The sequence below is a fragment of the Bartonella sp. AP30XZML genome, from assembly GCF_042195945.1.
Lineage (GTDB): Bacteria > Pseudomonadota > Alphaproteobacteria > Rhizobiales > Rhizobiaceae > Bartonella.
The window spans coordinates 59,822-83,922 of sequence record NZ_JBHIPJ010000019.1 but is presented as its reverse complement, the minus strand read 5'-3'; the positions used below and the strand labels follow the sequence as shown (position 1 = coordinate 83,922).

The following is a 24,101-nucleotide window of genomic DNA, read 5'->3' as shown; positions in this document are numbered from 1 at the left end:
GTGGCCATAATCCAGTTATCAAATATAAAAAAACAGTATGACAACGGCATTCTGGTCATTGATGATTTAAATTTAACTGTTGCCGATAAAGAACTTCTTGTTCTTGTCGGTCCTTCAGGGTGCGGAAAATCGACCTTATTACGTATTATAGCAGGACTTGAACAAGTTACTTCAGGTGAATTATGCATTGATAACGAATGTATCAATGATCGTGAACCAGCTGATCGTGATATCGCTATGGTTTTTCAAAATTATGCCCTTTATCCCCATATGACAGTTCGTGGAAACTTAGAATATGGTCTTAAAAATCGTAAAACTCCTAAAGAAGAAATTAAAAAACGTATCGCACATGCTGCAAAGCTTTTGGAGATAGAACCATTTCTTGATCGTAAACCACGACAATTATCAGGAGGACAACGTCAGCGTGTTGCAATGGGGCGTGTGATTGTACGTCAACCCCGTGTTTTTCTCTTTGATGAACCTCTTTCAAATCTTGATGCAAAATTACGGGCGCAAATGTGTATTGAAATAAAAACACTACAGCGTTCATTAGGAACAACGAGCCTCTATGTTACCCATGATCAACTAGAAGCTATGACATTAGCTGATAGAATAGTCGTTTTGAATAAAGGAGCTATCGAGCAAATTGGAACACCAATGGAAATTTACGATACTCCAGCAACAACATTTGTTGCTGATTTTATTGGTTCTCCTCCTATGAATTTTCTTGATCGCCATGTCTTAGAACAACATTTAGGGCATTCATTTTCTTATGGCGAAGAAACTGATCTTTTGGCATTCAGACCTGAAATAATCTTATTGGGACAACATCCAGATAAAGGGCCTGTCTTTCACACAAAAATTGAGCTTATCAAGCTTATTGGAACAGGTTGCCATGTTTTAACGCGTTGGAATGGTATCATCTTTACGATTGAAATAAAAGAACGCTTGACACAAGACTATGGTCAAAAACTAAGTTTCACAGTTGCTCATCAGAGTTTTCATACTTTTAATAAAAACACAGGAAAGCGCACAAATAATAAGTAAGCATTACTTGATGTGATACGACTCTCTTTTATGCTGCGTCATGATAATGTTGTGTTTTGACTTTCTCGATTACATTTACAAACTCAGGTTGTAACCGATGGGATTAAAAACAAAATTTTAACAGTTTTAGTAATGATCCATTGTCCCATGGCGCTGAGAATGTCAAAACATTTATATGAAGAAATTTTGCATTTTCACGGTCTGTAAGAAGAATATAATTTTCAAACATCATTTTCATTATAAAAAAATATCAATATAGAATAAATCTTTATTAACCATATTTTTACTCATTTATAATTTTGTTATAAAAAAAAACATATTATAATATGTTTCTTGATGTAATAATTTATGTGTATTATAAAAGTAAATGAGAGAAATAGAGAGAAAAAATGAGTCACAGATAAGGGAGGATACGCCCCATATCTTAGCTTTGACCCCTAACATAAGAGGTCTATTTGATCCACAAAATACGACGTTGTTTTAAATAGTCTGTACAAGAATAGGCGCGTTCTATTTTACCGCTGGCCATATGATCTAAAATGGTTTCAGAGCTCCTATAAGAAGCATTTGTTTTTTCTATCAATCACATAAATTAGAGAGAAACCTATGCGCGCATGCTGCAAGTTTATTTTTTTCTCATGTAAATCACTATGCAATTCTCAGCGAGGGTATCTGATAAGTTGCAAAAAAATCACTGAGAGATAGAAGGCGTGCTTGTTTTAGAATTTTCATTACTTTTAACGATAAAAGCAGATGAAACACATCTGTAACATCTCATCGATCTTTTCTATATTCTTGAGTTAAAAATTGCCTATAGATCATCCTCAAACAGATCTTTATGAATATAGCATAAGGGATCGATGCAAGCACCTATAAGAATCAGCAGAGACCAAGACAGTTATATTATTGTTTTACAAAGCATTTTATAAAAGCTGGTATATTTTTTCAATATATTACCAGTCTATTAATGGTTTTATGATATTACTTTCTTATAAAGCGCGTGCTTTTTTGTTGCTTATAAATCAACCTAAACTTTATACAGCAGTATGTTTGAGACAAATATGAAGACGGTTCAGTGCTGTATTCAGTTTTGTATGCCAGAGTAGAATAAGCTTATCTGCTTGTGTAATTTTTAAAATGAGGAGACAGCTTAATTTAGGGGGGAATATGAAAGCATCAAGATAAAAAATAGATTCTGTCTTTAGCATCATCTTTTAATTTAGTATTGCAATTTTCAAAAACATCTGAGCCAGTGTCTCTTACATAATGGCGATTAAGCATTGCCGAACACATTTTTTTACGTTCTTTGAATAGAATTGCATCTCTCATACAAAACAGAATACCTAAACAGAAGGCTATTGGGTTGCCAATTTACGCACTTTTTTTAAAAAATATCTTGCAAGGTTGTTCCAACTATTTATTCACGCAGTCGTTTATAAGTAGTATAACATAAAATCCATTGTGTATCGCCATCTTTATGCTTATAAAAATGCAAGCTGGGGCCATCATCATACTCTCTTTCAGTCTCCAACATTGCAACAATTATTGTGTTGAGACTCTTCATAAGAGGCATTTTTTCTTCAAGTGGTTTTTATTCATACACTAATTCTACTTGCATGTTATAAATGAAGTTGGATAGATAAAAATACTTTAAGAAAAAGACACCAAATTCTTCTTATGAATCGTTTCAAGTGTCGAGAGTTATTGTAAAAGAAGCATTGAAAAATAGAATGCTACTCTACTGCTGACAGTTTGGGCACCATGAGGCAATAAATCCACTTACTTTATCTATCTTAGAATCTATAGAGTATAAATTTCTCTGTAAAAGTAACTTTATTTCATATCAATGTTATCAATTATAGCTGTTGGAGCATCATTAGTAACATAATCATAGACTTACGATTTTATGAACTCTCTTTTATAGAAGATCTTAATGTTTTGTGATAGCATCAATGATGGTATTCACATTGTGTTCCATCATATCGAGATAAGTTGCTGCAGGGCCATTTTTGTTTGACAATGCATCAGAATAAAGTGTTCCACCAATTGTTAAACCTGTTTCTTTTGCAATCTGTTTTATGAGACGGGGATTAGAGATATTTTCAACGAATAGGGCAGTTGCTTTATTCGCTTTAATTTGTTTTATAAGTTTAGCAACATCGGCTGCGGTTGCTTCAGTTTCTGTTGAAGCACTTTGAGGGGCAAGGATAGTAAAACCATATTCCTTGGCAAAATAGCCAAAGGCATCATGAGATGTGATAATGATACGTTTATCTTTAGGAATGGTAGCAATTTTTGTTTTCAGGGTATCTTGTGCTATTTTAAGTTTTTGGATGTAGGTTTCGGCATTTTTTTTGTAGCTGGTGCAGGATTGTGGATCGATTTTACAAAAAGCAGCAGCGATATTTTTCACATAGATTTTGACATTGGGAATTGTTTGCCAAGCGTGTGGATCAATAACGCTATGGTGGTGATGGGCATTATGTTCTTGATTTTTCATTTTGAGAGAGGGAATGTTAGCGCTAACTTCGACAAGAAGTGCTTTTGTACCGCTTGCTGTAATGAGGCGATCAATGAATCCTTCTAAATGAAGCCCGTTGATGAAAATAATTTGAGCATTTCTAAGCGCTTGAGCATCATGGGGGGTAGGTTCATAAGTGTGGGTATTCGCATTTGGACCTACAAAAGTAGTCATAGAGATATGGTTGTCTCCTACATTTTTTACGAGATCTGCGAGAATAGAAAAGCTCGCAACAACTTTGATTTTATTGTGTGCAGAAGCAGAAAATGGAGAAAGAGCAAGCAATAAAGCTCCAAGAAGAACAAATTTTTGAGCAAACTTAGGCACATTTTTTCCTTAAAGTGAGGAGGTATAAAAGAGGTGGGGAAACCATGTTACAATAAAGCCACGTGGACTTATCAAACAGGAAACGAGATAAATAAATCCTGCGGCAATGATGATAGCAGGGCCGGAGGGAAGTGAAAGATGAAAAGAAAGCAGGAGACCACATACGCTAGAAATGATTCCAAAAAGAGTGGAAAGCGCGCAAATAGGGCCTAGCCGTGAAAACCAAAAACGGGCTGTAATGGCTGGAATCATCATAATGCCAACGGAAAGTAATGTTCCCAATGATTGAAAGCCTCCAACCAGATTCAATACGACAAGTCCAAGCAATGAAATATGAATATATTTACTCAATGGAGAGAGTGATTTAAAAAAGAGGGGGTCAAAGCTTTCTAAAACGAGTGCACGCCAAAAAACACAAAGGCTGCATAGTGTAATCAGCATTATAGTAGCGATTAACCAAAGGGCTTGTGCATCAAGTGCAAGAACCGATCCGAATAAGAGATGAAGCAGCTCAATTGTTGAGTCTTTCAGTGAGATAATAATAACACCTGCCGCGAGTGCAATAAGATAAAAGACGGTCATGGATGCATCTTCTTTCTGAAAGCTGTTTCGTGAAATCAAAATGGTTGCTAAAGCAACAATAAGACCAGCGAAGATGCCACCAAGTGTCATAGATATGAGGGAAAAACCACAAATCAGAAAAGCAGTTGCAACACCAGGAAGAATGGCATGAGAAATAGCATCTCCTGTCAAGCTCATTCCACGGAGCATCAAAAACACACCAACAGGACAAGCGCTAATAGACAGAAAAATAGAACCGATAAGGGCGTTTTGCATAAATTGGAAATCAACAAAGGGGGCAAGAAAAAATGCATACACGTCTTATAACCTAAGAAAGAGAGGATCATTGATGAGAAGATTTTGTTTTTGTGCGCTAATAGGGAAAGAATTGGATATGAGATGTGGCATAACGTGATGAATGGTGTTGTTTAAAAACTGTGTTGTTTCTCCATAAAAGGCGTTTTGTTGATCAATTTGAATCATTTGGGGGAAAAATTCTTGCACGATGAGAGGGTTATGGAGTGCTGTGAGAATTGTGCGTCCTTGCTGTTGCCAGTATGTGATCAGTGCAAGAAGGTCTTTTTGGGTATTATGATCTACACCATTGAAAGGTTCATCAAGTAAAATAATATTGGCATCTTGTACAATGATACGTGCAAAAAGAGCGCGTTGCAATTGCCCGCCTGATAATGTTTCAAGTGAACGGGGTGCGAGTTCTGTAAGCCCAACCATTTTAAGAGCATTTTGAATCTTAGAATCATAAGGGCGCTGATTCTTCCATAATCCACAAAAAGACCACAGTCCTGTTTTTACAAGCGTTTTCACATCAATTGGAAATGTTTGATCTACATCACATTGCTGAGCAAGATAAGCAATGCGGCTTTTTTTTGGTTTTGTAATTTTTCCTTTAAGAGGTTTAATCAATCCGGCGATGGCTTTTAGCAGTGTCGATTTTCCAGCGCCATTATCACCTGTTATTGCGACCAATGAACCAGCTTTTAACTTTGCTGAAAAGTTCTTTATTGCTATTCTATTCCTATAGCCTAATGTTGTCTTATTGAAGTGCAGATCCATATTTTTTACCATCGTTGCTTATTATTTTGGAAACTATGTAATAATATAACGTTTGTCAACAAAATGTTATATTATTACATAGTTTTGAGTACTGAAAATTTTAGTGGGAAGATCGTGGAAAATTAAAAATAATAATTGAATTCACCTTGACGAAAGAGAGAGAGTATATACTATATATAGTATCAAAATGATTGGTGATTCTAAATAAGCACAAGAGAGGGTGTTAGTGTGTTTCGTTTGGTATCTAAGTTATTTCCATTATTGTAAAGAGTTTATTGGCCAAAGGTATAGCAGTATTTTTACTGAAGGGTCTCTTTTGGAAGGATTTCCTTTCGTTTTTGTAATTGATTTTTGCCGTAAAAGAGCGAACAGAGCTCTTGAAAAACGGTAGTTTAGAACATTAGTTTTTTAGACAGCAGGAGGGAATTGTAATGCAAGCAAAAGATTGTTTTATAACTAGGGGGCTTTGTCATTTAAGTTGTAGAATAATCGCTTATTCTCATCATAGTTTTTGAAGTTATTTGATGAGGAATTCTGTTATGTTCAGGAAGCTGTGTATTATTTGAAAATAACCACATGTTTTGCGTACAATTTCTATTTTTTGTTATTCTTGAGTACCTATAAAATTATTAGATTGACCTTTCAGGGTTGATTGTTTGGAATTGTGAAAGTTGAAGAAAATGTCGATCACTATTTATAGCAAACCATCTTGTGTCCAATGTGATGCTACACGCCGCGCTTTTGATGCAAAAGGCATTCATTATCGTGTTGTTGATATTTCCTGTGATGAACAAGCATACAGTTTTGTTCAATCTCTGGGGTATCGTCAGGTTCCTGTCGTTGTTTGTGGTGAAAATCATTGGTCTGGTTTTAGACCAGATATGATTAGTGGTCTTTGTGCTTAATGGGGCTTATTGTTTATTATTCGAGTGCAACGGGTAATACAGAACATTTTGTCTCGCAGCTTGGGCAACGACTCTTCAAAATTGATAAAAGAAAGCCTTCTGCATTGGTTGGTGAACCTTATGTATTGGTTGTTCCTACATATGCAGATGGTGAAGGAAGAGGGGCCGTGCCGAAAGCCGTTGTCCAGTTTCTTAATGAAGCTGAGAACCGAAAATTAATTTGTGGTGTTATTGGCGGTGGGAATCGTAATTTTGGTCGCTATTATAATCTAGCAAGTAAAATTATTGCTGAAAAATGTTGTGTACCTTGCCTTTATCGTTTTGAGCTGCGTGGAACTGATGAAGACGTTATTTATGTAAAAAAGGGATTGGAAAGATTTTGGAAACAATTGGTATAGGACAATCGCAGAAATCGGATCAGATTACTGATTATCATGCGTTGAATGCAATGCTTAATCTTTATGATGAAAATGGTCATATTCAATTTGATATGGATCGGCTTGCTGCGCGGCAATATTTTCTTCAGCATGTTAATCAAAATACAGTTTTTTTTCATAACCTGAAGGAAAAAATAGATTACTTAATAGAGGAAGGTTATTATGAAAAAGCTTTATTTGAGCTTTATGATTTTTCTTTTATTAAAAAGCTTTTTAAACGTGCTTATGCATTTAAATTTCGTTTTCCTACCTTTTTAGGCGCATTTAAGTATTATACCAGCTATACACTGAAGACTTTTGATGGGAAACGTTATCTTGAACGTTATGAAGATCGCGTTTGTCTTGTAGCTTTATATTTGGCACAAGGGAATAAAGCTCTTTCTGAAAGTTTTGTGGATGAAATTATTACAGGACGTTTTCAACCGGCAACACCAACATTTTTAAATGCTGGGAAAAAACAACGAGGTGAATTGGTTTCGTGTTTTTTGCTACGTGTTGAAGATAATATGGAATCGATAGGTCGTTCGGTTAATTCGGCTTTGCAGCTTTCAAAACGTGGTGGAGGTGTGGCGCTTTGTTTAACGAATTTGCGGGAAGCAGGGGCGCCAATTAAGCAAATAGAAAATCAGTCCTCAGGTGTTTTACCGGTGATGAAACTCTTGGAAGATTCTTTTTCTTACGCCAATCAGCTTGGGGCACGACAGGGGGCTGGAGCTGTTTATTTGCATGCTCATCATTTAGATATTATGAAGTTTTTGGATACAAAGCGTGAAAATGCTGATGAAAAAGTTAGAATTAAAACGCTTTCGCTTGGTGTCGTTATTCCTGATATTACTTTTGAGCTTGCACGGAATAATGAGGATATGTATCTCTTCTCATCGTATGACATCGAGCGTGTGACAGGTAAGCCCTTTAGCGATATTTCTTTAACGGAGCATTATCGTTCTTTTGTTGATAATGCAAAGATTCGTAAAAAGAAAATAAGTGCACGCGTTTTTTTCCAGACATTAGCGGAAATACAATTCGAGTCGGGTTATCCCTATATTTTATTTGAGGATACTGCTAATCGATCGAATCCGATAGCTGGGCGCATAAGTATGAGCAATTTATGTTCAGAAATTTTGCAGGTGAGTGAGGCGAGTGAACTGGAGACAGATTTAACTTATCGCACGATTGGAAGTGATATATCCTGCAATCTTGGATCCATGAATATTGCCAAAGCAATGGAAAGTCCTGATTTTGGACAGACCGTGGAATCTGCTGTTCGTGCTCTTACTGCTGTTTCGGATATGAGCAATATTGCTTGTGTGCCTTCCATTGCGAAAGGCAATGCTGAAAGTCATGCGATTGGTTTGGGACAAATGAATTTGCATGGGTTTCTAGCGCGTGAGCAGATCTATTATGGGTCTCCAGAAGCGATTGATTTTACCAATATCTATTTTTATATTGTGACATATCACGCCATACGGGCTTCCAATTTAATTGCGCACGAACGTCAAGAAATGTTTGCAGGGTTTGAAAAATCAGCTTATGCAGATGGACGTTTTTTCGAAAAATATATTGAAAAAGAATGGAAACCGCAATTTCCGCTTGTGCAAGAGCTTTTTGCACGGAATAATATTGTTATTCCAGATCAAAAGGATTGGCAGGAACTCAAAAAATTAGTTATTGAGTATGGGCTTTATAACCGCAATTTGCAGGCAGTTCCACCTACGGGATCTATTTCCTATATTAATCATGCCACTTCTTCCATTCATCCAATTGCTTCAAAAATTGAAATTCGCAAAGAGGGAAAAATTGGGCGCGTTTATTATCCCGCTCCTTATATGGATAATACGAATTTGAATTTTTACCAAGATGCTTATGAGATTGGTCCTGAAAAAATTATAGATACCTATGCTGCTGCAACACAGCATGTTGATCAAGGTCTTTCATTAACATTATTTTTTCCTGATACAGCGACCACACGTGATATTAACCGCGCACAAATTTATGCTTGGAAAAAGGGTATCAAGAGTATTTACTATGTACGATTACGGCAAGTAGCATTAAGTGGAACAGAAGTTGATGGCTGTGTTTCGTGCAGTTTATAGGAGATCATCATATGACAAAGATTACAACCAAAAATCCTGTTGTGTGCGCTGTTAATTGGAATAGATTACATGATGAGAAAGATCTTGAAGTATGGAACCGCTTAACTGGGAATTTTTGGTTACCTGAGAAGGTTCCACTTTCCAATGACATTCCCTCATGGTCAAGCTTAACGGATGAAGAACGCAAGCTAACGATTCGTGTTTTTACAGGACTAACGCTTCTCGATACAATTCAAAACACTGTAGGAGCCATTTCGCTTCTGGCTGATGCGATAACAGAGCATGAGGAGGCAGTTTTGACGAATATTGCCTTTATGGAAGCTGTTCATGCACGTTCTTATTCCTCTATTTTTTCAACCCTTTGTTCGACGGTAGAAGTTGATGATGCGTTTAGATGGTCAGAAGAAAATATTCATTTGCAGAAAAAGGCTAGATTAGTACTTGAGCGTTATGAAGCAAATGATCCACTTAAGAAAAAAATTGCTTCGACTTTGCTGGAAAGCTTTTTATTTTATTCTGGTTTTTATTTGCCCATGTATTGGGCCAGTCGCGCTAAGTTGACCAATACAGCAGATCTCATTCGATTAATCATTCGTGATGAAGCAGTCCATGGTTATTATATAGGTTATAAATTCCAATTGGGCTTTGCAAAGCTTGATGAAGCCAAAAGACAAGAAATTAAAGATTTTGCTTTTAACCTGCTCTTTGACCTTTATAATATCGAGTGCAAATATACTGAAGATCTTTATGATGCACTTGGATTGACAGAAGATGTTAAAATTTTTCTTCATTATAATGCTAACAAGGCTTTAATGAATTTAGGTTTTGAAGCTCTTTTCCCCCCTGAGGTTTGTCGTGTTAATCCCGCTATTTTGGCAGCTTTATCACCAAACTCTGACGAAAATCATGACTTTTTTTCAGGGGCAGGTTCTTCTTATGTCATTGGCAAGGCGGTTGCTACTACGGATGATGATTGGGAATTTTAATGTTTGCATGCAAATAGAAGTGCGCGGGGTATTCCACTTAGATCTTTGCGCACTTCTAAACATTGAAAACCATTTTTTTCAAACAAATTGCAGGCTTCATTTTCTTGAGAGAAACCAATTTCAACAGCGACATAGCCGTTTTCTTTTAAGTAATTGGCTGCTTCATGGGCGAGTTTTCGATAAAAATCAAGTCCATCTTCCCCTCCTATCAGAGCGCGCAATGGGTCATGTAAGCGCACTTCTTTTGCAAGTTTTTTGATATCTTTTGCGGGAATATAAGGTGGATTGGAAACAATAAAATCAAAGCGATCTGTGACAGAATCAAACCAGTCGCTAAGAAGAGGTGTGAAGCGGTGTGCTACTTCAGCATTTTTTGCATTTTTTTTCGCTGTTTTAAGGGCATCTTCAGAAATATCGACTGCCACCGCATAGGATTGGGGAATTTGTTTAAGGAGTGCAATAGCAATGGCGCCACTTCCTGTTCCCATATCAAGGAATGTTGTTCTTCTCGAATTTTCGACCTGTTTTTGGAGAAAAGGGAGAACAAGATCTATCAGCGTTTCTGTATCAGGACGAGGTTCTAACGTCTCTTGAGACAATGTAAAAGATATACCATAAAATTCTCGTGCTCCTATAATACGGTAAACGGGTTCGCCTGCAATACGCCGTTGTAAAGCCTGTTCTATTTGTATAATATGCTCAGAAGATAGATGCATATCTGGTTTAGAAATTCTTTTAGCAGCATTTATTCCTGTTATCCATTCAACGAGTATTTTCGCATCGAGATCGGCTTCAGCAATCCCTTTCGTGCGCAATTTTTCTTGCATTTGTTGGATAACGTTCTTGAAAGAATATTTGCTCAATTATTATCCATTTCCATCAGCAGTGTTGTTTGATGATCTGAGATGAGTGCATGAAGAAGCTCATCAAGATCTCCCTCTAGAATGCGATCAAGCTTATACAAGGTTAGATTAATACGGTGATCCGTGACACGTCCTTGTGGAAAATTATAGGTACGAATACGTTCTGAGCGATCACCAGAACCAACTTGGCTTTTACGAGAAGCTGAACGTTCACTTTCCGCTTTTTGTCGTTCGATATCGAATAAGCGTGCCCGTAAAATTTGAAGGGCTCGTGCTCGGTTTTGATGTTGTGATTTTTCTGCTTGTACGACCATAATTCCTGTTGGAATATGCGTGATACGAACAGCTGAATCCGTTGTATTAACATGCTGTCCTCCTGCTCCAGATGCACGCATTGTGTCGATACGAATATCTTCAGGACGAATATCGATATCAATATCTTCAGCTTCTGGAAGCACAGCAACGGTAGCAGCAGATGTATGGATACGTCCACCTGTCTCTGTTTCAGGGATGCGTTGCACACGATGAACCCCTGATTCATATTTCAATTTAGAAAAGACACCTTTTCCTGAAATGCTAGCAATAATCTCTTTATATCCGCCAACTTCCCCCTCACTAAGTGAAATAACTTCTACTTTCCAATGGTGAGCATGGGCATAACGTTCATACATGCGGAAAAGATCACCGGAAAAGAGTGCTGCTTCTGAGCCACCCGTTCCTGCTCGAATTTCAACAATAGCGTTTTTTTCATCAGCAACATCTTTAGGCAAAAGCAGAATTTGGAGTTCTTTTTCAAATTGCTCTACTTTTTTATATAACGATGGTAGCTCTTCTTGAGCAAGATTACGCATCTCTATATCTGTTTGTTTATCGTTGATAATCGTTTCTAATTCTGTAATCTCTTCGTAAAGAGCATTTAATGCGCGTATAGAGGCAATAACGGGTTGTAGTTCTGCATATTCAGAAGCTAATTTGACATATGTTTCAGCATTTGGATTCGTCGTCATTTGGCTTTCAATTATTTCAAAGCGCTTTTCAAGCTGTCTCATACGATCTTGTGGCAAGGAAACCATGATAATATTGGCCTAATTTTTCATAATACAATTTTTATAATATTTTGTTGCAATGATTGTTTGTTATAATATTGGCAATGAATTACCGTATAGCATCATACAAAGAGGGGTAATAAAGCAATTCTTTTTTTTGCCAATGAAAACTATTATATTTTAAAGGTAAATTTTTATAAAATTTGATTTGCCTGAGGTTTTTTATCTAATGATATATGATCACCTTTTTAAGAGTTTTTTTTTCCGTAAAGTTCAAGGCGGTGATGAATAATATCATAGCCAAGAGATTTTGCAATTTCCTCTTGTAGCTTTTCAATAACATCAGAATGAAACTCGATGACTTGTCCTGTTTCTATATCAATGAGATGATCATGATGTTGCCCATCTGCTTGCTCAAAACGAGATGGACCACCACTAAAGCTATGGCGATGAATTGTTCCATTTCCTTCTAATATTTTCATGGTTCGATAAACAGTTGAGAGTGAAATATTCGAATCTATTTTGTTTGCACGCTGAAAAATTTCAAATGCATTGGGATGATCATTTGTATCAGTCAAAATATCAAGAATAACTCGTCGTTGACGTGTTACTCTTAAACCAGCTGTACGCAATTCTTGCTCATAATTTCGCTTTTTATTCATTTGCATAATTTGCTTTTCAAACAAAGGCTCCATGACAGTGTTTGTATTTTTTTTCTGAACCGCAAGGACAACGCTCATTACGTCCAACTTTTCCCCATGTGGTTATATCGTTAGGGTCACGATCTTGTGGATTAACAAATCTATTTTCTTGTGATCGTGCCCATAAGGTGGGAGCATTTTCTTGACTTTGATCATTAAAGACAGAAGAAGCAGCATCAGTTTGCTCAGGCATGGTCGGTTCTGTGGGGTGTTGAATGATTTCAAAGCGCATAAGCTTAGAAGTGACAATTCGGCGCAAATTTTTCAACATACTTTGAAAGAGTTCAAATGATTCTGTCTTATATTCATTGAGCGGATCCCGCTGCGCATAACCACGAAACCCAACAACAGAACGCAAATGGTCTAAACTCACCAGATGTTCACGCCATAACGTGTCAATAGTTTCGAGCAATACTGCTTTGTGAAAATAAGCCATAACTTCTGGAGAATATCGTTCAGTACGCTCATTTTCAAGTTTTGTAACAGCATCTGATACACGCTCTAGAATTTGCTCCTCGGCAATTCCATCTTCTTTTGCCCATTCTTCCACTGGAAGCTCAAGATTAAAGAGTTGTTGAAGCTCTTCTTCGAGAGTTTTTGCATCCCATTTTTCAGAATATGTCCCTGATGGAATATAAGCCTCTACGAGATCCTCTACGACTTCATTGCGCATTTCAAGGATCATTTCTGATAAATCATCTGCGTTCATGACCTCCATACGCTGTTCAAAAATAACCTTGCGTTGATCATTCATGACATCATCATATTTTAGCAGATTTTTACGAATTTCAAAGTTTCGTGCTTCGACCTTTTTTTGCGCTTTTTCAAGGGCTTTATTAATCCATGGATGGATAATAGCTTCATTTTCTTTCAATCCAAGTTTTTGCAGCATACCATCCATACGGTTAGAGCCAAAGATACGCATAAGATCATCTTGAAGAGAGAGAAAGAATTTTGAGCGACCAGGATCGCCTTGGCGACCAGAACGTCCACGAAGCTGGTTATCAATACGACGGCTTTCATGACGTTCAGTAGCGATAACGTAAAGCCCTCCAGCCGCTAAAGCTTTTTCTTTAAGCTTCTGAACATCTTTTTTTATTTCTTCAATTTTAGCTGTCCGCTCTGGACCTTCGGGGATATCCTGTAACTCTTGTCGGATGCGCATTTCAACATTACCACCAAGCTGTATATCCGTACCGCGTCCTGCCATGTTGGTTGCAATGGTGAGAGCTCTAGGAACTCCTGCTTGCGCAATGATATATGCTTCTTGTTCGTGATAGCGAGCATTTAAGACTCTAAAATCGGTAATGCCTTCTTTTCGCAAACGCTCTGCCAATTGTTCTGATTTTTCAATAGAGGTTGTTCCAACAAGAATAGGTTGTTCTTTTTCGTGTGCTTGACGGATATCACGCACAATTGCCCGATATTTCTCTTCTGCTGTTCGATAAATCTCATCATCTTCATCAATACGTTGTATTGGCAAATTGGTAGGGACTTCGACAACGTCAAGACCATAAATATTTCTGAATTCTTCGGCTTCTGTTGTTGCAGTTCCAGTCATGCCAGATAATTTTCTATACATACGGAAGTAATTTTGGAAAGTGATGGAAGCAAGTGTCTGGTTTTCTGGTTGAATAGAAACATGCTCTTTAGCTTCTAACGCTTGATGAAGTCCTTCAGAATAACGCCGCCCAGGCATCATTCGCCCTGTAAATTCGTCAATAATAACGATTTCATCATTGCGAACAATATAATCTTTATCGCGAGCAAACAGTTTATGAGCTTTTAGAGCATTATTGACATGATGAACGATAGCGACATTTTCTATGTCATAAAGACTCTCACCTTTAAGATGCCCAGCTTGTTCGAGCATTTTTTCAATTTTTTCAGTACCAACTTCGGTAAAGGTCGTTGTTTTTTGTTTTTCGTCTATTTCATAGTCTTCTGGAGTTAAGGCAGGAATAAATGTATCAATAAGGTTATAGAAGTCAGTACGATCTTCTAGAGGACCAGAAATAATAAGGGGGGTACGGGCTTCATCAATAAGAATCGAATCAACTTCATCAACAATTGCGTAATGATGTCCACGTTGGACCATTTGACTATGATCGAAGGCCATATTATCACGCAAATAATCAAAACCTAGTTCATTATTTGTGGCATAGGTGATGTCGCATGCATAGGCCTCTCGGCGGGCATCACTATCAAGATCATGAAGAATCACGCCTGTTGTAAGCCCTAGAAAACTAAAAATTTTCCCCATTGTTTCAGCATCACGACTGGCGAGATAATCGTTTACTGTCACAACATGAACGCCTTTACCTTCCAATGCATTGAGATAAATTGGTAGAGTTGCCATTAATGTTTTACCTTCACCAGTACGCATTTCAGCTATGCCACAGTCGTGAAGGACCATTCCACCAATAAGTTGCACGTCAAAAGGACGCATGTCATAAACACGTTTTGCGGCTTCACGAACAGTCGCGAAAGCTTCTGGTAAGAGCAAATCAACACTTTCACCTTCACTAAGACGTTTACGAAAGGCATCTGTTTTTTGGCAAAGCTGCTCATCACTTAATTTTACGAATTGTTCTTCCAAAGCATTAATTTGTGCAACTTTTTGGCGGAGTGCTTTGAGATGTCGCTCATGAGCTGAACCAAAAAACTTACGGGCAAAAACACCTAAACTGACCATCTCTGGCCCTTTCTTTTAATTGTTGTCACTCTTGTTGGGTAATTCATATGCTCTCCCCATACTCTACATTTCCTTCAGGTTGTCTGATATCATTGGAGACATCATGAAATGCAGATGGTACCATTATACTTGCTGGTGTGCAATTTTTCACTCTAATTGTAAAGTAGAGATAAGAGGCTAAGCGCTTTATGTCAACTTTAAGTATGCTATTTAACTGATACAATACAAAGTAATTTAAGATACAATATGTCATTTTTCTCTATTATCATGCTTTTCATCTGCATTAGATAGGATTGGAGAAACTGAGATAAAAGGATAATTTTATACTTTTTTAAAATAAATTACTAATTTATTTCTCTATGTTTAAAGATTAAAGTGTTATGTTAAAGAAAATTGGAATCTTGAACCTGCCTTCATTTTTAAGGAGTATATTTATGAAATTTAACTTTATCGCGCTTTTTTTAGCATCAACTTTATTGGCAAGTACAAGTTTAGGGGTGAGAGCCCAAGAAGGTTTGAATTCATCGTCGAATGATTTAAAGACTTTGGAGAAAGCTTCTGAAAAAGCCGTTTCTCCTTCTCATGTTATGGCGGTTATTGATGGGAAAAATATTACAGCAGGCCAATTGGATGATTTAGCACTTGAAATAAATCCTAATTTAGCACGTTTTCCTGATGAACAACGTCGTATGATGGTTCTAAAAGCTTATTTAGATATGCAGGCACTTGCAAAAGCAGCAAGAAGCAAAGGTCTTGATAAGACAGAAGCTTACGATAAACGTATGGCAGTCATGCGTGACAATGTTCTTCAACAGCTTTATTTTAAACAGGCGATTGTTGACAAAATATCGGATACTGATTTGGAAGCTCTTTATAAGCAAGAAGTTGCTGCTTTACCTAAAGAGGATGAGGTTAAAGCGCGTCATATTTTGGTCAAAACGAGAAAAGAAGCAGAAGCTATCATTAAGCATTTAAATAAAGGCAAAAATTTTGAAGAGATTGCAAAGAAAAGTTCAACAGATGGTTCTGCTGCCGTTGGGGGTGATCTTGGTTATTTTAGCCATGGTCAAATGGTCAAGCCTTTTGAAGATGCTGCATTTGGTTTGAAAGTTGGCGAATACACTAAACAACCCGTTGAAAGTCCTTTTGGTTGGCATATTATTAAATTAGAAGATCGTCGTGTAAAACAACCGCCTGCATTTGATGATGTTAAAGAGATGTTGCGGACACAGCTGATAAAAAAGCGCTATCAAGAACTAATTGTTGATTTACGTAGCAAGATAGATGTGAAATACCCTGATCCTAATGTTACAAAAATCATGGAATCGCTTCATCAAAATGGGACGCTACTTCCCGATGAAACATCTGATGAAGAAGATACGGAATAGCTAGGAAAAATAGGTGGATAGCCTCTTTAATAGATAATTTGCTAGGTTAGTTTTGTTCAAAAAGCCTAGCAGTTTTCTATGAGAGGTTATTGATCTGCAATCGTTTCATTTGTTTTTATAGAAAGCATATTGTGGTTTTGAAAATTTCTCCTTTGTCGCCTCAAAAGATCCAGGAGCTTTCTCCATTATCTGGTGTACGGATAGCAACAGCTGAAGCTGGGATTAAATATAAAGATCGTACAGATCTTCTTTTCATCATATTTGATAAGCCAGTGAGTGTGGCCGGTGTTTTTACTCGTTCAAAATGTCCATCTGCCCCTGTAGAGCATTGTCGTGCATCGCTTCCTCATGGGGTTGCGAGGGGTGTTGTTGTGAATTCTGGAAATGCAAATGCTTTTACAGGAAGCAAAGGAAAGCACACAACCGATGCAATTATTTGTGCAGCAGCGAACGCTTTAAAGGTTAGAGAAGATGAAATTTTTATAGCTTCTACGGGTGTTATTGGTGAGCCAATGGATGCATCGGGTATTGTCAATCTTTTACCAAGTATGACAGAGACAGCAGAAGAGGGAAATTGGTTGGAAGCTGCAAAAGCCATAATGACAACGGACACATTTCCAAAACTTGCGACGCGCACTTTTGACTGTGGGGGAGAGCGTGTTACCATTAATGGAATTGCAAAAGGTGCTGGTATGATTGCACCCGATATGGCGACAATGCTGTCATTTGTGGTTAGTGATGCTACCATTTCTTCGGATGTACTCCAATCCATGTTATCAGAGGCAGTTGAGGGTTCTTTCAATTCAATTACTGTTGATAGCGATACCTCAACTTCAGATACGCTTATGTTGTTTGCGACAGGGAAAGAACATTTTCCATGTCTTACAAGTAAATCTGATCCGCGCTATGGGGTTTTTGTGAAACAATTGAGTGCACTTCTGCATGAACTTGCACTACAAGTTGTTTGTGATGGTGAAGGTGCTCGTCATTTAATTGAGGTTAATGTGGTGGGTGCTACAACAAATAATGCAGCTAAAACTATTGCTTTATCAATTGCAAATTCACCGCTCGTAAAAACGGCTATTGCCGGTGAAGATGCGAATTGGGGGCGGGTCGTTATGGCAGTTGGGAAGGCCGGTGTTGAAGTCGATCGTGATCTATTGACGATTTGGTTTGGTGAGCATCGTGTGGCCGTGAATGGCGTACGAGATCCTGAGTATTGTGAAGAAACAATAGGTACTTATATGCAAGGTAAGCACATCACGATTCGTGTTGATATCGGTTTGGGTAAGAGCACGGCGACGGTTTGGTCTTGCGATTTAACAAAAGAGTACGTTATGATCAATAGCGATTACAGAAGTTAATGGATGCACTTTATATTTAACAGTTTATTATTTTTCAGAGCAAATGGGGTATGTGAGCTCTTTTAGGAGCAGAGGGGATATGATAGAAAAGTCAGTTATCTTTATGTTCCCTATTGGGGAGTGATATGTGTATGAAAAGTTCCATTCTTCTTGTTGTTGCATGCGCACTGTTAGATCAGAATAATCGTGTTTTGCTTACACAGCGTCCTGAAGGAAAATCGCTGGCTGGTTTATGGGAGTTTCCTGGTGGCAAGGTTGAGCAAGGTGAAACTCTGGAAGCATCATTGATTCGTGAACTAGAGGAAGAGCTTGGTATTTATGTTCAACCAAATAATTTACACCCTTTAACATTTGCAAGTCATAGCTATAAAACATTTCATCTCTTAATGCCATTGTATCTTTGTGACCATTATGAGGGCGTTGCGCAAGGACGAGAAGGGCAAAATTTAGAATGGGTTTTTATTAATGATCTTGATAAATACCCTATGCCTGATGCTGATAAACCATTGGTTCAGGTATTGAAAAATCACCTTCTTTAATGTGTCATAAGAAGGAAATATTGTTTAAATATAAATCAATATATTGAGTTATAATAATAATTTATAATTTTTTTTATGTTGAATGGGGAAGTCCAGGGTCATAAAAAATTTTTTCATTTCAAATCTGTTTTATGTTAAATTAATCAAAATCATTCTTTTGCACGTTCCAAGTGGGGCGGGTCATATGGATAAAATTATTTAAGACAGAAATAAATAAAATACGTGCTGAAAGAACACTCTTCAATAGCCAAGGGTTATCGCAACATTGAGAATTGGCAAAAAGTGTATAATGATGCCTTTGCGCGCTTCATAAGCATAAAAATGGTGGTAGATAATGGATTTATACTTTTCGCGATTATTATTGAGAGATTGTCTTGGATGCATCGAGAGATATTAGGAGTATTTATTTCATAAGATATCGATAATAGGAAAAATTTCAAAAAATGTTGCTTTTGATTAAGAGGGGCATATCCCTTACGTAATATAGAACGCCATTGTGTTGCATATTTACGGGGTTGTTTAAAAGAGACATCTCGCAATATTCCAAAGCCCATTTCGTGCTGGCACTCGTGAATGGTATAATGGTAAAGCCTTATAAGATAAAATCTATTGAGCGCCACTATCTTTACGCTTATGAAGGAGTAAGCTGGTTCCAATGTTAGTTATGATAGCTCTTGGCATTTGAGAGCATTCAGAAGGGATATTTTTTCTTTTCGTAATCATTTTTACTTATACATCAATTTCGCTTGTGATGAACAAGCAAGCGATTTTGATTGATTCAACATAAAAACAGATTTGAAATAAGAGAATTTTACGATATTTAGAATGCTTGATGCAGAGCGAATGATGGATAGTTATCCTTATAAATCAATCTATTGTATAATAAAAACATTCAATTAACTTTTTATAGGAGGCATGTATTAAGTTTCTTGAATTGGACGGCGTTTTGCGATGGGATATTGATTTTTTTTAGCGATACGCGTAATTGTTTTTTCCAATGGCTCAATCATAACGTCCATAGAAAAACCATTTGCGTGAATAATATTTGCGTGATCGACCATAATAGCAACATGATCTTTCCAAAAAATTAAATCACCTCGTTGAAGTTTATCAGTATCTGTAAGAGGACTGCCTATAGTTTTTTGCTGCATATCGGTGTCACGTAAAACTATTTGATCAGTCATCATCATAGAGAGCTGAATGAGTCCCGAACAATCAATTCCAAAACCGCTGACACCACCCCAAAGATAAGGTGTACGGATAAAGGTTTCTGCAACTGTGACATAATCTTCATATACGCGTCCAATGGGGCTGAGATGGCTCGTAATGATTGCTGTTCTATTTTCAAGAATAGAATACATTGTGTCACGGACTTCAATTTCATCAACAACACTGACTTTGCTTCCCATAGATAATGGGGATACTATTGGTCCACGTAAGTCAGCGTGTAAATATTTAAATGTGCGTGGTACTGAAACAACATGGGTTTGTTTTATGGTTGATGTACAAAGAACTTTTGTATCAATATAACCGACATAACCATCTTTGAGTGATTGTCCCCACGACAATGTTTCCCCTTGTTCAAAAATGAGAAGTTCTTCTCCCAATAAGCATTCTGTTTGTCTTTCACTTTTTTTACTATTTTCTTTAAAAAGTTCAGCGACCGCTGTATTAACACGTCTTTTTTCACCTTGAACAAAGCGCTGAGCTGTAATTTCTGTTTCAAGACGTTGATCTGCTAGATCATCTCTGAATGCATGAAGTCTTGGGTCTTTAGAGATCATCTTTTTGCTGTCCATTTTGTTACTCCTTACCTTTAAACAAACTCATGAAAACTGTATTGGTAAGGTTTTTATCCTCAAACAAAACTAAGAACACAGTGTAAGACCAATTATTCTTTAAGCTGCAAAATTGTCCATTTTTGTGGATATTTGTGTCAAAATTCATTTTTAAAAATATTATAAAGGGCACGAATAGTTTGTGCTGATCCACCAATAGGGTATCCTGGTTTTTCTTTTGGAACCCATCCATAAAGGTCAAAATGCGCAAAATGTTCAGCTTTTTCAACAAAAGAATTAAGAAATAAAGCAGCCGTTATAGAACCAGCAAAGCTATTTCCAGTTACATTGTTAAGATCAGCAATTGGTGATGATAACATCTCTTGATAAGGTTTCCAAAGGGGCATTTGCCAAAGAGGATCAAAGACAGCGTGAGCAGATTCAGAAATTTGTTGTGCCCATATTGAATCATTACAATAAAATGCGGGAAGATCTGGTCCTAATGCTATACGCGCTGCCCCTGTTAAAGTAGCCATACAAAGCATGAATTGTGGACTTTCTTCATCACCATAGGCGAGTGCATCGGCAAGGACAATTCGCCCTTCAGCATCTGTATTACCTACTTCAACACTTAAACCTTTACGACTTTTGAGAATATCACCTGGTCGGTAAGCATTCCCAGAAATTGCATTTTCTACAGCTGGAATCAAAACGCGTAAACGGAAAGGCAATTTTGCATCCATGATAAGTTTAGCCAATCCCAAAACGTTTGCTCCACCCCCCATATCTTTTTTCATAAGCAACATGTTATTGGCTGATTTAATATCAAGACCTCCAGTATCAAAAGTTACGCCTTTGCCCACCAACGTTATTTTAGGATGATGTTCTTGCCCCCAGAGTAACTCAATCAGTCGTGGTGCAGTGCTGCCTGCTCGTCCTACAGCATGAATCATCGGAAAGTTATGGATTAAGAGATCGTCTCCACAAATACTTTTGATATGAGCACCGTAGGTTTTTCCTAGTTTTCGAGCTTCTTTTTCGAGAGTATCAGGGTTCATATCATTGGCTGGAATATTAATGAGATCACGGACGAAAAAGACAGCTTCATAAATTCGTTGGAGCTCATTAAGATCAATCGCCTCATTGACATGGATAGATAATGATTTGAAAGAAGAATTTTGACGATAGCGATTAAATTGATAGCTACCAAATGCCAATCCAAGATAGGTATTTATTTCATCAGAGGTTGTACCTTTTAGATGCCATTGACCAGCAGGAAGCTTTTGAGCAAGCAGTCCTGTGATAAAAGGATCGTTACCATTGCCAATTCCAAATAAAACTTTTTTTAAATGTCCCGTTTCGTGAGGAATAAAGAGTATTTGTCCTGCTTTACCAGTAAAGTCATTAACTTTTATCCATGCTGTTGTTGACGCATCAAGTGATAAGTTGGCAAGAGTTCTTTGGTTTACCAAGATGATAGGGCAACTGTTATCGATACGCGTTGAGGTAAAATGAATGTGGTGGTGCTGCATAGTTATGAGATCCTTATAGTCGTCTAAGTGCGACATATTCGACCAAATGATTTTTTCCCTTTCGTAGAATGAGATTGGACCGTGGTCGTGTTGGCAATATATTTTCCTGTAAATTTTTTAAATTAATCGTTTGCCAAAGATCCTCAGCGATTTTTGAAGCTTCTTTTTCATTGAGGTGGGCATAACGATGAAAATAGGATTCAGGATTTTGAAAAGCTGTTTTACGCAAACGTTTAAAGCGCTCTAAATACCAGTGACGAATGACTTCTGTTTCGGCATCGACATAGATTGAAAAATCAAAAAAATCTGATACGAAAGGAATAACTTTCCCATCTTTAGGAAGATCACTGACCTGTAATACATTAATACCTTCAACAATTAAAATATCAGGACGATCAATGGTAATAGTCTGATTTTCTAGAACATCATAGATCATATGTGAGTAAAGCGGGGCACGGACATTTCCGATACCTGCTTTTATCGCCGAAAGAAAGCACAGCAACTTTTTAATGTCATAGGAATCAGGAAATCCTTTGCGATTCATTCGATTTTTTTGCTGTAAGATTGCGTTAGGATAGAGAAAACCATCCGTCGTTATCAGATCAACTTTAAGGCTAGATGTCCATCTTTTCAACAGTTCTTGAAGAATGCGAGCCGTGGTTGATTTTCCTACAGCTACAGAACCAGCAATTCCAATAATAAAGGGCGTTTTTCTACTCTCTTCTTGATGGAGAAACTGCTGACGTTTGTGAAAAAGTTCCTGTACTGCTTCAACATGGCATGATAATAGACGCGATAAAGAAAGATAAATGCGTTGGACTTCTTTAAGATCAATAGGATCATCAATAGAGCGTAAACGCTTAATTTCATCAAAAGTCAAAGTAAGAGGTGTGTCTGCACGAAACTCTGACCATTCTTGTGCAGTAAAAACGCGATAGGGTGAATATCGGTCAGAAACGGATTTGACCAGATTATCTTTCTGATTAATTTTTTGTATAGTCGTATCAATCATTTGTATTGGTCGAGAATTTTTTGCAGCAGCAATTGATTAAGAGCAGACAGATGAGCGGCTTTATTTTCAAGTAAATTTTGTTTTGCATGCTCTCTTCTTTTAAGATAATAGATCATTTTTCATTAACTTATAGTCCAGTCATTCCAGTTTGCACGGATTTGTGCTAATGAGTACCCTTGTGCCCAAAAAGCCCATAAAAGTAGGCGCGCTTTTACGGCTGATAAATAACCAGACATGAGAGCACCAGAAGCAATCATATCGATTTCGGAGCCTTTATAGCCATAAGTTATACGAGTTGTTGAGCCATTACAACAACGACTAGCAATAATGATTGGTATTTTTTGTGCATATTGTTGTACAAGGTCTGCTTCTTGAAAACTACAGTGTCCTGCACCAAAACCAGCAATAACAACTCCAGCATAATACCCACTTTCAAGGCATAGTTTCATTAATTGTGCATCAGATGATAAAGAGGAATAGAGGAGTGCAATTTGATGATCATGGTTTTGGGGAAGATCAAACGTTTTTGGGAAAAATTTTCGATCATTGAAATAAATAAGTTTTCCCTCTAAAATAGTTCCTAAAATACCTGCAAGACCTGATTGAAATGTTTCGACTTTGACGGTATGACTTTTATAGAGCCAATAAGGTGAATGAATTGTATCATTTATGACAACAAGAACGCCCCTGTTACGACTTTGTGTGGCTGCTGCGACACGAGTGGCTGCTAAAATGTTGGCGGGGCCATCGGCGCCTGCTTCATGAGGCATGCGCATAGCACCGGTTATGATGAGTGGTTCGGCTTCTTTCCAATAAAGAGAAAGAAAAAAAGCTGTTTCTTCCAGAGTATCAGTCCCTTGTGTTAAAACAATACCTTCTGCACCAGCGTTTATTTGTTGTTTTGCCCACTTAATTATTTCAAAAAGCATTTGAAACGATAAAGATCCACTTGGTATTTGCATTAATGTTTGTGCATTAATATCAGCAACGTTATTTAAATCAGGAACACTTTTTATGAGGTTATCTGAAGTTAAAGTCGGTTGCATGTGACCAAAACTATCAGCAGTCATTGCAATTGTTCCACCTAAGGTCCCTATGGCTATTTTTTTCATAATTTTCCTCTAAAAAGCACAAACTGTTTATATAAAGCTATTTAGCAGTAATTTACATTGACAACAATGATATCATTTTTCCATTTTCAACAAATTGAGTTATGCTGAATCATTGTGTTT

General features: G+C 37.3%; 19 protein-coding genes. 8 read left to right on the top strand and 11 right to left on the bottom strand.

Going from position 1 to position 24,101, the window contains the following annotated elements:
- Complete coding sequence (locus ACFIL2_RS00880) at positions 1-1,047, top strand: sn-glycerol-3-phosphate import ATP-binding protein UgpC (protein WP_375680675.1); 1,047 nt, start codon at positions 1-3, stop codon at positions 1,045-1,047.
- Between the two features lie 1,930 nt (positions 1,048-2,977).
- Here the strand turns inward: ACFIL2_RS00880 and ACFIL2_RS00875 are convergent.
- From ACFIL2_RS00875 to ACFIL2_RS00865, 3 genes are read right to left on the bottom strand one after another with little or no spacing between them, the layout of a single operon-like run.
- A complete protein-coding gene (locus ACFIL2_RS00875; protein ID WP_375613291.1) occupies positions 2,978-3,895 on the bottom strand; it encodes a metal ABC transporter solute-binding protein, Zn/Mn family in 918 nt (305 codons plus the stop codon).
- Between the two features lie 9 nt (positions 3,896-3,904).
- On the bottom strand, positions 3,905-4,774 hold the full coding sequence (locus tag ACFIL2_RS00870) for a metal ABC transporter permease (protein ID WP_375640263.1): 870 nt from the start codon (positions 4,772-4,774) through the stop codon (positions 3,905-3,907).
- Between the two features lie 3 nt (positions 4,775-4,777).
- Positions 4,778-5,530 (bottom strand): ABC transporter ATP-binding protein, encoded by a 753-nt coding sequence (locus ACFIL2_RS00865; protein ID WP_375640262.1) that lies wholly within the window; start codon positions 5,528-5,530, stop codon positions 4,778-4,780.
- Positions 5,531-6,210: 680 nt separating this feature from the next.
- Here ACFIL2_RS00865 and nrdH point away from each other — a divergent pair.
- The 4 genes from nrdH to nrdF are packed head-to-tail and all read left to right on the top strand — an operon-like array spanning position 6,211 to position 9,951.
- Positions 6,211-6,435 (top strand): glutaredoxin-like protein NrdH, encoded by a 225-nt coding sequence (gene nrdH, locus ACFIL2_RS00860; RefSeq protein ID WP_005774163.1) that lies wholly within the window; start codon positions 6,211-6,213, stop codon positions 6,433-6,435.
- On the top strand, positions 6,435-6,833 hold the full coding sequence (gene nrdI / locus ACFIL2_RS00855) for a class Ib ribonucleoside-diphosphate reductase assembly flavoprotein NrdI (RefSeq protein ID WP_375613294.1): 399 nt from the start codon (positions 6,435-6,437) through the stop codon (positions 6,831-6,833). The genes nrdH and nrdI overlap by 1 nt, the downstream gene beginning before the upstream one ends.
- Positions 6,815-8,965 (top strand): class 1b ribonucleoside-diphosphate reductase subunit alpha, encoded by a 2,151-nt coding sequence (gene nrdE / locus ACFIL2_RS00850; RefSeq protein ID WP_375640261.1) that lies wholly within the window; start codon positions 6,815-6,817, stop codon positions 8,963-8,965. Before nrdI ends, nrdE begins: the two co-directional genes overlap by 19 nt.
- 11 nt (positions 8,966-8,976) lie before the next feature.
- A complete protein-coding gene (nrdF, locus tag ACFIL2_RS00845) occupies positions 8,977-9,951 on the top strand; it encodes a class 1b ribonucleoside-diphosphate reductase subunit beta (RefSeq protein WP_273722534.1) in 975 nt (324 codons plus the stop codon).
- Here nrdF and prmC read toward each other — a convergent pair.
- The 4 genes from prmC to secA all read right to left on the bottom strand — a co-directional run bounded on the left by prmC (position 9,948) and on the right by secA (position 15,256).
- Positions 9,948-10,814, bottom strand: coding sequence for a peptide chain release factor N(5)-glutamine methyltransferase (prmC, locus tag ACFIL2_RS00840; protein WP_375640260.1), 867 nt, complete (start codon positions 10,812-10,814; stop codon positions 9,948-9,950). The genes nrdF and prmC overlap by 4 nt on opposite strands.
- Positions 10,811-11,887 (bottom strand): peptide chain release factor 1, encoded by a 1,077-nt coding sequence (prfA, locus tag ACFIL2_RS00835; RefSeq protein WP_375680674.1) that lies wholly within the window; start codon positions 11,885-11,887, stop codon positions 10,811-10,813. The genes prmC and prfA overlap by 4 nt, the downstream gene beginning before the upstream one ends.
- Before the next feature lie 221 nt (positions 11,888-12,108).
- A complete protein-coding gene (locus tag ACFIL2_RS00830) occupies positions 12,109-12,600 on the bottom strand; it encodes a Fur family transcriptional regulator (RefSeq protein WP_375618055.1) in 492 nt (163 codons plus the stop codon).
- The gene (gene secA, locus ACFIL2_RS00825; protein ID WP_375680673.1) at positions 12,539-15,256 is read right to left on the bottom strand and encodes a preprotein translocase subunit SecA; all 2,718 of its coding nucleotides are present in this window, start codon (positions 15,254-15,256) and stop codon (positions 12,539-12,541) included. The genes ACFIL2_RS00830 and secA overlap by 62 nt, the downstream gene beginning before the upstream one ends.
- A gap of 434 nt (positions 15,257-15,690) precedes the next feature.
- Here secA and ACFIL2_RS00820 point away from each other — a divergent pair, with 434 nt between their 5' ends.
- The 3 genes from ACFIL2_RS00820 to mutT all read left to right on the top strand — a co-directional run bounded on the left by ACFIL2_RS00820 (position 15,691) and on the right by mutT (position 18,547).
- The gene (locus tag ACFIL2_RS00820) at positions 15,691-16,644 is read left to right on the top strand and encodes a peptidylprolyl isomerase (protein ID WP_375680672.1); all 954 of its coding nucleotides are present in this window, start codon (positions 15,691-15,693) and stop codon (positions 16,642-16,644) included.
- A 131-nt stretch (positions 16,645-16,775) separates the two neighbouring features.
- Positions 16,776-18,008, top strand: coding sequence for a bifunctional glutamate N-acetyltransferase/amino-acid acetyltransferase ArgJ (argJ, locus tag ACFIL2_RS00815; RefSeq protein ID WP_375633954.1), 1,233 nt, complete (start codon positions 16,776-16,778; stop codon positions 18,006-18,008).
- Between the two features lie 125 nt (positions 18,009-18,133).
- Positions 18,134-18,547: an 8-oxo-dGTP diphosphatase MutT gene (gene mutT, locus ACFIL2_RS00810; RefSeq protein ID WP_375633956.1), complete on the top strand. Its 414-nt coding sequence runs from the start codon at positions 18,134-18,136 to the stop codon at positions 18,545-18,547.
- A gap of 920 nt (positions 18,548-19,467) precedes the next feature.
- Here the strand turns inward: mutT and ACFIL2_RS00805 are convergent.
- The 4 genes from ACFIL2_RS00805 to ACFIL2_RS00790 all read right to left on the bottom strand — a co-directional run bounded on the left by ACFIL2_RS00805 (position 19,468) and on the right by ACFIL2_RS00790 (position 23,981).
- Positions 19,468-20,331: an NlpC/P60 family protein gene (locus ACFIL2_RS00805; RefSeq protein ID WP_375634025.1), complete on the bottom strand. Its 864-nt coding sequence runs from the start codon at positions 20,329-20,331 to the stop codon at positions 19,468-19,470.
- Positions 20,332-20,483: 152 nt separating this feature from the next.
- On the bottom strand, positions 20,484-21,857 hold the full coding sequence (locus ACFIL2_RS00800) for a M17 family metallopeptidase (protein ID WP_375680671.1): 1,374 nt from the start codon (positions 21,855-21,857) through the stop codon (positions 20,484-20,486).
- Positions 21,858-21,870: 13 nt separating this feature from the next.
- Positions 21,871-22,869 (bottom strand): type I pantothenate kinase, encoded by a 999-nt coding sequence (gene coaA, locus ACFIL2_RS00795; protein WP_375633960.1) that lies wholly within the window; start codon positions 22,867-22,869, stop codon positions 21,871-21,873.
- 122 nt (positions 22,870-22,991) lie between these two features.
- Positions 22,992-23,981, bottom strand: coding sequence for an asparaginase (locus tag ACFIL2_RS00790; protein ID WP_375633962.1), 990 nt, complete (start codon positions 23,979-23,981; stop codon positions 22,992-22,994).
- Between the last annotated feature and the right edge of the window lie 120 nt (positions 23,982-24,101).